Source organism: Sphingobacterium sp. UGAL515B_05, assembly GCF_033097525.1.
Classification (GTDB): domain Bacteria; phylum Bacteroidota; class Bacteroidia; order Sphingobacteriales; family Sphingobacteriaceae; genus Sphingobacterium.
On the sequence record NZ_CP109907.1, the window covers coordinates 3,869,396 to 3,883,733 of the forward strand.

General features: G+C 43.0%; 11 protein-coding genes. 9 read left to right on the forward strand and 2 right to left on the reverse strand.

Annotated elements, in window-relative coordinates:
• Window positions 1-73: 73 nt before the first annotated feature.
• Window positions 74-1,240: an AGE family epimerase/isomerase gene (locus OK025_RS15705; protein WP_317665134.1), complete on the forward strand. Its 1,167-nt coding sequence runs from the start codon at window positions 74-76 to the stop codon at window positions 1,238-1,240.
• A gap of 10 nt (window positions 1,241-1,250) precedes the next feature.
• Window positions 1,251-3,092, forward strand: coding sequence for a carbon starvation protein A (locus OK025_RS15710; protein ID WP_317665136.1), 1,842 nt, complete (start codon window positions 1,251-1,253; stop codon window positions 3,090-3,092).
• Between the two features lie 37 nt (window positions 3,093-3,129).
• On the opposite strand, the gene OK025_RS15715 is transcribed toward OK025_RS15710, so the two are convergent.
• Both OK025_RS15715 and OK025_RS15720 read right to left on the reverse strand, forming a co-directional pair.
• Window positions 3,130-4,359: an ROK family protein gene (locus tag OK025_RS15715; RefSeq protein WP_286771161.1), complete on the reverse strand. Its 1,230-nt coding sequence runs from the start codon at window positions 4,357-4,359 to the stop codon at window positions 3,130-3,132.
• Between the two features lie 164 nt (window positions 4,360-4,523).
• The gene (locus OK025_RS15720) at window positions 4,524-4,646 is read right to left on the reverse strand and encodes a hypothetical protein (RefSeq protein WP_262896106.1); all 123 of its coding nucleotides are present in this window, start codon (window positions 4,644-4,646) and stop codon (window positions 4,524-4,526) included.
• Window positions 4,647-4,671: 25 nt separating this feature from the next.
• On the opposite strand from OK025_RS15720, the gene OK025_RS15725 reads away from it, so the two are divergent.
• The 7 genes from OK025_RS15725 to OK025_RS15755 all read left to right on the forward strand — a co-directional run bounded on the left by OK025_RS15725 (window position 4,672) and on the right by OK025_RS15755 (window position 14,304).
• Window positions 4,672-7,881, forward strand: coding sequence for a TonB-dependent receptor (locus OK025_RS15725; RefSeq protein WP_317665139.1), 3,210 nt, complete (start codon window positions 4,672-4,674; stop codon window positions 7,879-7,881).
• 23 nt (window positions 7,882-7,904) lie between these two features.
• Entirely contained in the window at window positions 7,905-9,608 is a 1,704-nt protein-coding gene (locus OK025_RS15730) for a RagB/SusD family nutrient uptake outer membrane protein (protein ID WP_317665141.1), read from the forward strand.
• Between the two features lie 18 nt (window positions 9,609-9,626).
• Window positions 9,627-11,294: a DUF5018 domain-containing protein gene (locus tag OK025_RS15735; RefSeq protein ID WP_317665143.1), complete on the forward strand. Its 1,668-nt coding sequence runs from the start codon at window positions 9,627-9,629 to the stop codon at window positions 11,292-11,294.
• A gap of 71 nt (window positions 11,295-11,365) precedes the next feature.
• Window positions 11,366-12,556: a copper amine oxidase gene (locus tag OK025_RS15740; RefSeq protein WP_317665145.1), complete on the forward strand. Its 1,191-nt coding sequence runs from the start codon at window positions 11,366-11,368 to the stop codon at window positions 12,554-12,556.
• 8 nt (window positions 12,557-12,564) lie between these two features.
• Entirely contained in the window at window positions 12,565-13,431 is an 867-nt protein-coding gene (locus OK025_RS15745; RefSeq protein ID WP_317665147.1) for a hypothetical protein, read from the forward strand.
• 203 nt (window positions 13,432-13,634) lie between these two features.
• Complete coding sequence (locus OK025_RS15750; RefSeq protein ID WP_120332486.1) at window positions 13,635-14,114, forward strand: hypothetical protein; 480 nt, start codon at window positions 13,635-13,637, stop codon at window positions 14,112-14,114.
• Window positions 14,104-14,304, forward strand: coding sequence for a helix-turn-helix transcriptional regulator (locus OK025_RS15755; RefSeq protein ID WP_046675319.1), 201 nt, complete (start codon window positions 14,104-14,106; stop codon window positions 14,302-14,304). Before OK025_RS15750 ends, OK025_RS15755 begins: the two co-directional genes overlap by 11 nt.
• Window positions 14,305-14,338 lie beyond the last annotated feature (34 nt).

Sequence of the window (14,338 nt, forward strand, 5' to 3'; positions counted from 1 at the left end):
ACAAGAAATAGCATTATTGATAAGAGTAGGCCAGAGATTTTAAATGGCCTTTAAAGAGCAAATTCATTTATACATGAATCATTATAGTACAATTTATAAAGACGAATTATTTAATCATATTCTTCCTTTCTGGACGGAGCATTCGCTCGATAGGGAGTATGGGGGCTATTTTACCTGTCTGGATAGAAGAGGTGGAGTTTTTGATACGGATAAGTTTATGTGGCTGCAGGGGCGGCAAGTTTGGCTCTTTTCGAGTATTTACAACAAAATTGAAACACGGTCATCCTGGTTGGATATTGCAGTTCATGGTGCCAGCTTCATGGAAAAACATGGACGTGACGAAGATGGAAACTGGTATTTTTCGCTTGATCGACAAGGGAAGGCACTTGTGCGGCCCTATAATATTTTTTCCGATTGCTTTGCTGCCATGGGATTTGGTGCCCTGTATACAGCAACCCAGGAGCAGCGTTACGCGGAAATTGCGCAAGACACCTTTCATAATATATTGAAACGTCGAACACATACCAAGGGCATATACGATAAGGCTGTATCAGGGACACGTCCATCAAAGAATTTTGCTTTGCCTATGATCTTGAGCAATCTCTCCATCGAACTGGAGCATTTATTGGAACCTAACCTGGTGCAGGAATTGATTGAGGATATCGTGGTGGAGGTAATGGATGTATTTTATAAAGAGGAGCAGGGGCTTGTCTTTGAAAATGTAAGTCCCAATGGTTCATTGCTGGATAGTTTTGAAGGAAGATTGCTCAATCCGGGACATGCGATAGAGGCCATGTGGTTTATGATGGATCTGGGAGAAAGATTGCAGCGACCAGCGTTGATTGAAAAAGCCATGCGTATTGGTCTTCGTATGTTGGAGCATGGATGGGATGAGAAATATGGAGGTATATTCTACTTTATGGATGCGCAGGGTAAACCGACCCAGCAGTTGGAATGGGACCAGAAGTTATGGTGGGTGCACTGTGAAACACTGGTATGTATGGCGAAAGCTTGGGTACTAACGGGAAATGAAGAGGCTAAACGTTGGTTCGAACGGGTTCATGAATATACCTGGACGCATTTTAGGGACCCCGAACATGGCGAATGGTTTGGCTACCTCAATCGAAGAGGTGAGGTATTGCTCGATCTCAAAGGCGGAAAATGGAAGGGATGCTTTCATGTACCTCGTGCCTTATGGAAGGTATATGAGGTGTTTGAAAAAGCAAAAATAATCGTGTAACTTAACTGGTATGGATGCTCTCAATGGAATAAATGCGTTGACCTTAGTTTTCGCAGCGATATTGATCTTTGCGATCGCGTATCGTTTTTATGGCTTGTTTCTAGCAAATAAGCTGCTCAGGTTGAATGGAAGTCGCCAGACACCGGCGGTGGAGTTTGCTGATGGCCATGATTATGTGAAAACCGATAAAAAAGTGTTGTTTGGCCATCATTTCGCAGCGATAGCTGCGGCAGGACCACTAGTTGGTCCAGTTCTCGCGGCACAGTTTGGTTATCTGCCGGGCGCTCTGTGGATATTAATTGGTTGTGTATTAGGTGGCGGTGTGCACGATATGGTCGTGCTTTTCGCTTCTGTACGACATAAAGGAGAAAGTTTGGCAACCATTGCCTCCAAGGAGGTCAGTAAACCTATTGGCACTATTGCTGGTATCGCCGTACTTTTCATTCTGATCCTAACGTTGGCTGGACTATCGCTGGCCTGTATCAGTGCAATGCACGAGGCACCATGGTCTTTATTTACGATTGTACTGACAATGCCCATTGCTATTTTAATGGGCTTGATGATGCGCTATCGGGAGGGCTCGGTGACCTTGGCGAGTATCATTGGTGGTATCTTGCTTATTGCAGGTATTATAGCCGGTCATCACCTGATGCAGGTTCCAACTTTTCACGCACTTTTCAACTGGGATGTGAAAACGATCTCTATCGGTATTACTGTATATGGTTTCTTCGCTTCAGTATTGCCCATCTGGCTATTATTGGTTCCGAGAGATTACCTGTCGACCTATCTCAAAATAGGTACAATTATTATGCTGACGGTAGGAATATTTTTTGTTGCACCAACAATTCAGATGCCCGCCTTGACCTCATTTATCCATGGTGGCGGACCTGTAATTTCAGGACCTGTCTTGCCCTTTATCTTTATTGTGATTGCCTGTGGAGCCATATCAGGGTTCCACGCTATTATCGCAACCGGGACGACGCCCAAAATGATCGGTAATGAACGTGAGATCTTGTTTGTGGGGTATGGCGCCATGCTTGTTGAGGGCTTTGTTGCCTTGATGGCCTTGATTGCAGCTTGTACGTTGATGCCTGGTGATTATTTTGCAATCAATACGCCGGTAGCCGATTATGCACAGTTTCTAACGCAGCACCCCCATCTTTCAGCTGTGGATTTACCACATTTTATAGACAGAATAGGTGTAGATCTGCACGGTAGGACGGGCGGGGCAGTGTCGTTGGCTGTAGGGATGGCTCATATCTTCGATAAGGTTCCTTTTATGAACGATATAATGGCCTATTGGTATAATTTTGCTATCATGTTTGAAGCTGTTTTTATTCTTACAGCGATTGATGCAGGTACCAGGGTGGGACGTTTTTTTCTACAGGAAATGCTTGGAACTGTTTTTCCTAAATTTAGCGATAAAAACTGGAAACCAGGTGTATGGATTTGCAGTGCCCTGTTTACGTTTTCCTGGGGATATTTGGTTTATACCGGTAACGTAAGTAGCATTTGGCCATTATTTGGTATTAGCAATCAGCTCTTGGCAGCCTGTGGTCTGATTGTATGTACAACGATGCTCATCCGGATGAATAGACGAAAATATGTCTTGTTTGCAGCCGTTCCCGGTGTCTTTATGGCCGTGATTACATTTTGGGCCGGCTATCTTCAGGTGGTACAAGGATATGTGCCTAAAGGACAGTACCTACTGGCGGGCTTGGCCGTAGCAGCGATGTCATTGATGGCGATTGTATTTATCGGAACGTTTAAGAAGTGGATATACCTTGCACAAAGGAAAGAGCAGGTGAAAGATCAATATGGAGAGGTTGTGAAGGAGATTGTAGAAAGATAAAGTAGCGTGGATTTCAGTGAAATCCACGCCTTATGTCTTAATCGATAATAGAAAGCAGACGGTCCCGAATGAGAAGGCAAGCTCCAAAGGCCGCAAGTTTTTCCCCATTATTTGAATAAGCAAGTTTGGTGTCCTTGTTGACAATGGATAATGAAAACTTATTGACTGCATTTTTCAGCGGTAACATCAGGTATTCCTCACTCTTGGCTAAAATACCACCTACGATGATGATTTCTGGATTGAAAATATTGATCAATGTAGCAAGTCCACGACCTAATTTTTCCCCAAGTTCATTGATCAACTCAATAGCGAGATTGTCATCTTTTTTTGCAGCAGCGATAATATCGCTGAGCCGGATATCTTCCAGATCATTGAATTTTTTTGTTAGGATGCTCGTTGCGCCATTTTGCAGTGCTGCTATTACACGGTTTCTAAGTGCAAAACCAGATGCTTCCGTTTCGAGGCAACCCTTTTTTCCGCAGCGACAGATGATATCGTTGTCAAAAATGGGAATATGTCCAAATTCACCCGAGAAACCCGATTTCCCATAATAGATCTTTCCGTTGATTAAAATACCCAATCCGATACCGTTGTCTACATTGACAAAGAGTGCATCTTTCTCGTCTTTTAAAATTCCGCTGGAAAATTCGCCATAAGCAAGCGCCTTACTATCGTTTTCAAGATAGGTGCGCAATTGCAGCTCCTGTTCGAAATATTTCGATAAAGGATCTTCATAAAAATTAAAATAACTGTAGGAATAACCTGTTCGATAGTTGATACGACCAGAAAGATTGATACCTACACCCAATATTTTATCCTTTTGAATCTGATGTGTGGCAATAAACTGATTGATCTCCCGGCATATATTCTGGAGTGATTCCTGATTATTCTCCAAACGATGTGGAATTTCCTCCTGGCTGGCAATAATGTCTTTTTTCATATTCATGACCACGATACTGAGATGATCATGGCTTACCTGAACACCGACAAAAAATGCTGCATTTGGAAGTAGACCGTAGGAATTCGGTTTTCTGCCAATTCCCGAAGTCGATTTTCCATTGTCCTGAACCAATGCGTCTTCGATGAGTTCATTGATGCATTCGTTAATCTTGGGAATGCTAATGTTGAATTCCTTGCTTAATTCAGGAATTGTCGAAGGACCTTTGGTCGCAAAAAAGGTTAAAATTTCCTTTTTAAGTAAAATGTTTTTATACGCTACACCGCTATAGCTCGCATCATGTAAGTCACTCAAAAATTTTATACCCATAACTTTGTTACGTTAACTTCAGGGTAAATATAGTAAATATCTCATCATCGCAAATTAAGTTTATGTTTTTTCTTCTTTAGTCTGTTTGAATTAATAAAAAAAATTAGAAATAATTTGAATATTTAAAATTTTATTTCTTATTTAGTGTTGTATAAATAATATACCTAATAATTGTAAACCAAAATACGTTGCCTTGTCCGTGTCAGAACGTTGCGTGTTTTATCCAATGGAAAACGTCTGATCATGGTGTAGGTAACCGAGTGACCATAAATACTATTTTTTAACATAACACTATTTTTTCATTCCTAAATTATGAAACCAACACATGTAAAACGCAGGTATCTTTTTAAGGCATTGGGATTACTTATTGTTTTTATGCAATCCGCAATAAGCTTTGCTCAATCCATTGTAAATGGTACCATACGAAATCGCGATGAACAGCCTATTGCTGGGGCGACGGTTAAAGTAGTGGGGACTTCTGTAACAACACGTACGGATCAAAAAGGGAGTTTTACCGTGCAGGTAGACCGACTTCCGGCTGAACTTCAGGTTAGTTATATCGGCTATTTGTCGCAGTCGCGGAAGATCACAGTTGCCGGTACACAAAGTTTTGTTTTGCAGTCCGATGAACGTCAGATTGACGAGGTCGTTGTTGTGGCTTATGGTACGCAAAAGAAGAACAACGTTGTTGGTTCTGTCGTACAGATCGGAGGTGATCAGCTCAAGAAAGCCCCGTCGATGAATTTGACCAATGCACTTGTCGGACGTGTTCCCGGATTGACAGCATTACAACAATCAGGACGCCCGGGGGCAGATAATGCGACCTTGTATCTGCGCGGAGTTGGAACTTACGGCGGTAATCGAAGTCCTTTGGTGATTGTCGATGATATCGAAAGACCGCTTTCTACCTTGGCTTATCTGGACCCAAGTGAGATAGAAACGATTTCCTTTTTAAAGGATGCAGTTTCCACGGCCGCTTATGGTGTACAGGCCGCCAATGGTATTATATTGGTTAAAACAAAAAATGGACGAAAGGAACAGACCAAAGTAACCTATGACTTTGGATACAGCATTGGCCAAAATACCCGCTTTCCAAAATTCCTCAATGGACCGGATTATATGAACTGGTATAACAAAGGAACAGAACTGGACAATGATTTTCTCCGAAATACGAAGCAGACTGAAGCACCTTACATCTACACGCAGGAACTCATCGATGCTGTGGCAAATGGAACCAATACCAATCCGTTATTTGGGAATACAGACTGGATTGGCCTATTGGCAGATAATAATAGCTATTCGCAACATCATGCCGCAACAATTTCTGGTGGAGCGAGCAAAACGCAGTATTTTGCTTCGGTCAGCCATATGAACCAGGACGGGGTGATCGACAATACCAATTTTAAACGCTACAATATCCGTACAAACCTTAAAAGTGAGCTTAACGAATACCTGACGGTTGGTTTGAACATTGGTTTGCGTAATCAGAATACCAATTTACCCGGTATTTCACCCGATAACTCGGCCTATATGAATCCATTTTACCAGGCTGTTCGGATGCTCCCGAATCTGCCTATGTATGCCCCAAATGGACTTCCGGTAGCATATCAGGCCGGAGCAGGTTGGGTCAACCCAATTGCTTCCGTTGCAAATTCGGGATACCAGAAGCTCAAAAGCAATATCTTTCAGGGAACAGCAAACATCGATTTTAAAGTTCCGGGAGTAACAGGTTTGCTGGCAAAAGTTCAGGGCGCATACGACTATAATTCGGATGAATCCAAATCTTGGCTGACACCCTATCCGACGATGGGAAGACAGCGGGACCAGGTTGCAGGCGATTTCGTGGCCATGACCACTTTGCCTGGAATCACGAAGACTTCTCTTCGTCAGAGCTTTGCTGCAAGCTATCGCAGCACCTGGCAGGCCAGTTTAAATTACAACCGCACTTTTGGTGATCATAGCATCGGTGTGTTAGGTTTATATGAATATGCAAAAACTCATGGTAATCAATTTAGTGCCGGCGCAAGTAATTTTCCGATCAGTATTATTCAGGAAATAAACTATGGTTCGGCTTCCCAAGAAGACATCATCAAGTCTACAGGCTCCAGCGATCCAGAATCTGCACGGGCGGGATTTGTGACGCGGCTGAATTATGCTTTCCGCGATCGTTATTTGGTGGAGTTGGTGTCGCGTTGGGATGCCTCCGCTAACTTTGCCAAGGAAAACCGCTGGAAATCTTTCCCGGCCATTGGATTGGGTTGGGTTGTCTCAAATGAGTCTTTCTTTAAGGAAGCTGTCCCTTTTGCAGATTTCCTTAAATTAAAAGGGTCTATTGGGCGTACAGGCAACGATCGTGCACAAGTGGGTAGTTTCCCTTACATTAATACCCTTTCGCAAAATACAACACCAGTCATCGTCATAGACGGCAAGCCGGCCAAAGCCTTATATACCAATGCACCTCTAAATCCACTATTGAAATGGGAAGAATCCACCACATCCAATGTTGGATTTGAATCGCGGTTTTTAAATGGAAAATTTGGTTTTGATTTCGAATGGTTTTACCGTTATACTTCCGGTATTCTGGGACAGGTAGGAAACCTTTATCCAGCGTCGATGGGTGGTTATTTTCCGAGTTTGGCTAATATTGGCGAAGTTGATAACCGGGGTTTTGATGCTCAATTGCGTTATAGCGACCGTTTTGGTGAATTCAAACTGGGCGTAACCGGCAATATCAACTGGGCGAAAAACAGGTATCTGAAACTGGATGAAGCGAATGGTATCCCTTCTTGGCAGAGTCTCATTGGCAAGCCTATCGGAACAAAAATTGGATTTGTCAAAGAGGGGATGATACAGACCTGGGAGGAAGCACGCAATACCCCTTCACCAAGTTCGGGATTTATGGCGCCCGGTTTTTTCAAATTTAAAGATTTGAATGGCGACGGCCGGATTACCCGAACAGATGATATGACCTATATTGGACGCTCCAATGTACCTGAATTAACATTCGGTTTGAATTTCGATATGGCTTATAAAGGCTTCGACTTTTCAGCATTGTTGCAAGGTGCTGCACGTGTTGATGTTGCCCTAGCAGGAGCCTACGAAGGATCGTCCGGAACTTCAGGGGTAGAGGATAATACACCTTTTACGCGACCTTTTTATAATTATGGAAACTCCCCTTATTTCTTGGTTGAAAACTCATGGCGCGAAGACAATCCGAATGCCGAATTTCCACGAATGAGTGCCTATAAAGCAACAGGCATGTCGACGAACAATGCAAATGCCAATTCAGGATGGATCAGAAAAGGAGATTATCTGCGGCTTAAATCCGTGCAGTTGGGCTACACTTTCCCGAAAGGATTGCTGAATGCAGCGAAGATTGAACATGTACGTGTGTTTGCTTCGGGCTCAAACCTTTTCACATGGGATTACTTGAAATACCTCGATCCCGAAATGCCAAATGTCAATAATGGATTTTATCCGCAGCAACGGATTTTTGAATTTGGTTTAAGCGTTACTTTTTAATCTCCTAAAAATTATTATTACAGATGAAATCAACTCTATATACCAGCTGTCGGCAGCTTTCATTTTTAGGCCTGTTGTTTATGGCGTTGGAAGGTTGTTCTGTCGATCTAATTCCACAGGACCGGATCGCAGAAGAGAAAGTGTGGGCTGACCCCAATTCGGCCGAACTATATGTGTCGGGTATCTATGCTGAATTTAAAAAATTCCAGTTTGGTCAATTTCCCAATTTAGGCTATGACAATGCAATGGATGCCTTAGCCGATGGAATGAAATTTACCTCAAATACGGCTGGGAATGGTACCGTCAATATTCTTGTATCCAACTCAAACCAGTTTTCTTCCGCAAGTGTGGGCCTGAATTATTGGGCGAGCGGATATGAACGTATCCGTCGTATCAATGAAATGATCAATGGGATTAACACCAAGTCCAGCCTTTCCGATGCTCAAAAACAGGTTTATGAGGCTGAGGGCAGGTTCGTGAGAGCATATGCTTATTTCTGGCTGGTAAAGATCCATGGAAGCGTGATTCTATTCAAGAGTATGGATCAGTATACTGAAAAAGATCACGAACGCTCGAGTGAGGAAGCCGTTTATGATTTTATCCTGGAGGATCTCCAATATGCGGTGGATCATCTTCCGCTCAACAATCTTGCTGGCCGGGCTACCCAGGGCGCGGCCTATACCTTGATGGCACGTGTAGGACTGTATGCAGGCTCTATTGCTAAATATGATCTCAAGCAGTTCAATCAGGATCCTTTGACGGGCATTTCACAGGCGAGGAGCGCGGAGTATTTTAAAAAATCAGCCGATGCAGCGCAAAAAGTCATCGATATGGCTAATGGGGGACTCTATGCCTTGGACGATAATTTTGCAAGCATTTTTACCAATAAAACTACAAAGGAAGCAATCTTTCGGGTAGATTTTGCAGCACCTGATGTCACGCATCAATACGACCTGGGCTATGCCCCACCTCGAGATGCTCCGGGTAATACATTGGTTTATGGTGTACCAACCGCGGAATTGGTCAATGAATTTGAAATGGCCGACGGATCCAAATTCTCCTGGCAGAATGCTGCGCAGGCAGCGGCTCCCTATACAAATCGTGAACCTCGTTTCTATGCGACGATCTTATACAATGGTGCAACCTGGAAAGGAAGAACACTGAATACGTCGACGACCGATGCGATAGAAGGATTTACAACATTTGGCGCGAGTGGTGACCCCAAACGTACCGTTACGGGATACTATGTACGCAAAATGCTTGATCCTACAAATACGACATTCGTTCAAAATAAAAGTACACAAAGCTGGATCGAAATGCGCTATGCCGAGGTCTTGTTGATTATGGCGGAAGCGAAAGCGCAATTGGGCGATTTTGCGACTGCAACTACCTACATCAATCAGCTCCGTCAGAAGCGTGGACTTAATGCCCTTAGCCTTGCCAACAATAATCAGGCAATGGCCGCAGTGGAGCACGAGCGCAAAGTTGAACTGGCTTTCGAGGGACATCGTTTCTGGGACTTGCGCCGTTGGAGAAAAGCTCACCTCCTGTTAGATAATGTGAAGTTTACAGGGCATAAGATCAGTCCGAACGCAACAGGATTAACGTATGAAGTTGTCTCAGCAGACGCAACCAACAGAAGTTTCAGTACAAAATTATATTATCTGCCCATACCTGAAAATGAAGTGCAGTTGAACGGCGCTTTGACTCAAATTAAAGGTTGGTAAAAACATGAAAGACTAGCAATGGACAAAATAAAATTTTACAGTTTATGGGCCTGTGCGAACCTTTTGGGAGGATGTCAAAAACCTAATTATCTGGAGCGGAATGTGAAAAATCAATTGATGGATTTTTACGCTACGATTGATGGGAAAGGGCAAGATCGGCTCTTCTTGAGCACGATCAGCAATGATACGGTGTATTTGCACGTAGATTATTATTATCCGATCGATTCGGACAATGAAGTAGATCTTTCACGACTGATGTTACGCGCTTCCGTTCCGGCTGATGCCCAGGTGACGCCGGGATTAAATGGATTTACAGACTTGACGGCACCCAAGAAAATTACTGTCACCGCGGGAAACGGTGACGCAAAGGATTATGTGGTTATTGCCGAGAAGAAAGGCAATACAGATATTTCAGGAATCAAAATTACATTTAAAGACAGCGAACAAAAGGAAAATGAGGTTGAGGGGATCTTAAATGGGAATACGGTGACGTTTTATGTGGTGCCGGGTATGGATCTTTCACAATCTACGCTGAGTTACGTTATTAATAAACATTCCAGTGGTTCTATAGCAAGCGGAGCTCAGGTCAATTTAGCAAACGGTGCAGAAGTACCCCTGACGATTTCTGGAGCCGGAAATATCAAGCGGCAGCTCAAATTGGTTGTCAAAGAACCTGTCAAACTTGAAAAAGGGGTGGGCATTAACCGGCGCTTGTTCCTGAAGAAAGCGGCAGACTTGGGCTTCACTGCAAATAGTGAAACGTCCTGTTTTGTGAGTGGCGATTACTTGGTGATTGTGAGCCGGACTTCACCATCTGTATTTAAGGTATATAACCGTTTCACAGGAGCTTATTCCCATAACCTAACAAATCCTTTCCCGGCAGGTCGTTTGATCTTCCAAGGCGTGAGCGATGAAAAAGGACGATTTATGTTAGGAACTTATACGCCGAATGGACAGAGCTTTGTGCTATACAAATACAGAGATGTTTTTGATACCAGTCCTGCCAAGCTATTGGATCTACCTTATAGCAAACCTGCTGCGGTAGCTGCCGGCGATGGCAATATCGGTCGTAAACTTAACTGGGTAGGGGATATGGACGGAAACGGTCAGTTACTTGCTTCGGTTGCAACCAGTCGTTACCTCCTGCGTTGGACAGTCGAAAATGGCCAGATAAAATCTACTGCGGCCGATGTCCTGGAATATAAGGATGGTGCGACATCATTGGGCTTCCTTCCGGAATATCTTCCTTTAGGGGTCGGCGCTAACGCCGAACTGATCGCGAGCACTAACGCCGAACTTGCTTATGTTTCGGGAAGTACCTGGGGGCGGCTAGCAGCATTCCCGGCAATTACCGGTACTGCTATGAATGGTGGTATCGCCTTTCAGCGTTTTAACAACGCAGATATTTTGGCTCAGGTCAAATTGTTTGGAAGCAATGAGATTGGTCAGATGTATGTTTATGATATTAGCGATCGAGCCCGCATTGGTACCACACTGAGTTCACCGACCTATAACCAATTACGTGTTTATGAGTCCGAACTGTTTACTGGCGGTACCAATGGTAATGCAACCAGCGACATCTGTATGGGAACTTCAGAAAATGGACAAAGGCTTCAGGTGTATATGTTGACGACCTTTGGTTATCTCGTTGCGCAGGAGTTTACAATTTATGCCGATTCAAATTAAAATAATCGTTCCTTCACGCAGCTTGTGTTGCAGTGGAGGAACATTGTATTCATTCGTAAAAAAATAAAATTATGAACAAGCACATCAAAACAAGCTTATTGTTGATGTTAGGTTTAGTTTCGTGTAAAGTTGGATTTGCACAAAAAAATGATTTAAGTAGCGTGTCCAAAAAGATTGTAAGCGCAAATAAAGGCGATATCGTCTTATTGGAGGATTTTCTAAAAACGGACTTTCCCAAGTTGCCTTACACAAAGACCGTATTACCGGGGCCGCAGTATATCATATCTGATGATCCCGAGTATATCCGTGTTCCGGAAGCCATTGCACTACAGGAGACGGTTGATCCCGGAGCAGTTAGGTTGTATGTCTATAACGTCAATGGTGTCAAAGAACCTCAAAAAATGCCCCGTAAGATTTCGGCGGTCATAAAAAACCTGGGGCATGAAAATATGCATTTTCGCATGTTGAAGTATGCTTCACAAAAACCGAGTTCAAACTATTTTGAAATTGGAAAGAAAGGGCTTGAGGACTACTTTTTATCTGCTGTAGACAATCAGGTGAAAGTGCTTAAACCGGGGGAAGTGATGGCTATCGATGAAAAACTGGAAAAACAGCTGGTACAATACGATGAACTTGTCCATGGATTCTATGAATTTGTGGTAGACCAGCCCGCGCAGATCGCTGTCATACAATTTGCCCCAAATGAGTCTGGACCAAAAGTGTTTCCGCGGATAAAGACCCTGATTCCACATAGTCACGCAAACGCTGGGCGTGGTATTTTTCCAATTTCCAATTATCAGATTAATCCGAAAGATACGCTTGACACCAAAAAAGGAGCAGTGCAGCTGATTGTTGCCGACGGGCAGGACGATCCATGGATCACGGGAACGATTGGCGCGAAAAAGGAATTTGCCAAGAATGCCGGAAACTACGGTGTGCTGTATAAAACAAAGATCAAATGGAAGAGTACAGACGGAAAAGGATTGGCTTTGGTCAGCTGGAACAGCCGATCTGGTGACAACCAATGGTGTGGAGGTATGGGGCTGACAATGGAACTTGTGGGGCAAGACGGTCAAAAGACGGTGATGCAATATCCCAGAAATGCGCTGATTACAAAAGGTTATCCAGAGGCAATTCTCATCGAAACTTATTGGCCCGACCCGAAGAAGGAAATACAGGAAATTGAATTTACCTATTCTCCTCCGGGAGCTTCCTGCCTACCGACCCCATTAATTTTTGTACCCATTGATCCGAAGAAATAATGAAACATATGCTCTTACTTTTTTTACTAGGCTTGACCGCCTGTAGTGCAAAAAATGAATTTGTTAAACCAGAATTTCCGGTTGTAGGTGTTGATGGAAATGAGTATCTCAAAAATGAGGTGCGTCCGGCTTCTTCAAAAGCTTGTTTTCAAGGAGCCTACTATCGAAAAGTCGTTTCCAGTACAGATGTTTGGGTCGGCATTCAGGCCGAAGTTACCTTACCAAAGATGGAATTTGATCCAGCGCGGTTGAACCCGAGTAAACCCAAGCAATACCTGGATAATCCCTCTGTTTATATGGGTGGTAACATGGGGGGACAGGAAACGGATATTGGTCTTACCTGGGAAGTTATTAAGGATGAAAAAGGAAATGTGACCGAAGACAGGCGAGCTTTCAGACCATTTTTACGAAGAGCTGCACATAGCTCTGGCCAGGCAAGTCTTTACCAAAATGCACCCGCACAGGACGAATATTATTGGTATCCTGGAGAAAAGGTGCTGATGACATTGGAAATTGTTGGTCCGGGTATGTTAAAATTTGCTATACAGGGTAACGGCAAGAAATATGAAGCTACGTTTGAAAGTGCTGGATATACCCTGGGTGGATTGGGTGAGTTTAAGCGGGTGAACGCTATCGATCAGGTGGCCAATGAAGGCAAACCTGTACAGGCAACAAAAACGAAAGTATTGGAAGCGATTTGGTCCTACACCACTTTACTCCGCTATGATGCAAAGCAAGTGATCGAAGTGCCTATGCATGCGGGACGGATGACGCAGATGGCCTGCCCAGCGGCACAATATTTTAAAATCCAACAGGATGCAGCTAACCTCAAAAAAGGAGGGGAGAATGTACAGATAAATGGAGCTGGTTTTTAAATATTGCTCACAAAAAATATAAACGGTCAAAGCCAGCTGCATGCAGCTGGCTTTTTTTTGAAAAGCCTAATTTTTTAAAAAGGACAGTTATCATTAGCGTTATCGCAAATTTAATGTAAAATAAATTTGTCTTTATGTAAAATATATTTGTCATAATGTACGATATTTTTTACATTTGAATGAACTGATAAACTTATAGTATTATGAAAAAAATCCCTTTATTGCCCCGTTATTTTCGCTGGATTGGCTTCTTGTTTGTTGCAATCAGTCTAGGACTGTACTTTTTGGATTCGTTTCGGGATCGATCTGATCCGGGTGGAATATTTATTAAAACCTTTGTTTTCATCAATGATACGCCACTGACTCCAATTGGATTCTTTGAGATTATGGAAGTTGATGTTTTGTTGACCCTGATCATGTTGACAATGCTGCTCGGATTATCATGTTTTGCTTTTACACGACGTAAAGTGGAAGATGAAATGATCAATTCAATACGCTTGTATAGTTGGTCATGGGCAGTAATCGTCATGATTGTATTGAGTACGCTTGTTATGATATTTGTTTATGGAAAAACGTTTGTTAGTTTTTCGTTTCTATTTGCACATTTATTATTGCTTGCCTATATTACGATTTTTAAGGTAAATATTTGGAAGATGAATAGGAGATCGGAACATGAAGAATAAGATAAGAATCCATCGATTAATAAAAAACTACTCGCAGGAACAGCTCGCAAATTTGGTGGGTGTAAGCAGGCAAACCATCAATGCGCTGGAAGCCGAAAAATATATTCCTTCCACTGTACTTTCGTTAAAAATCTCCCATGTACTTGAGCGTAGTGTGGAAGAATTGTTTGAACTTGAAGACAAAGATTAAAGTCATTTTGCAAATGGTTCTTGTCATGAAGAAG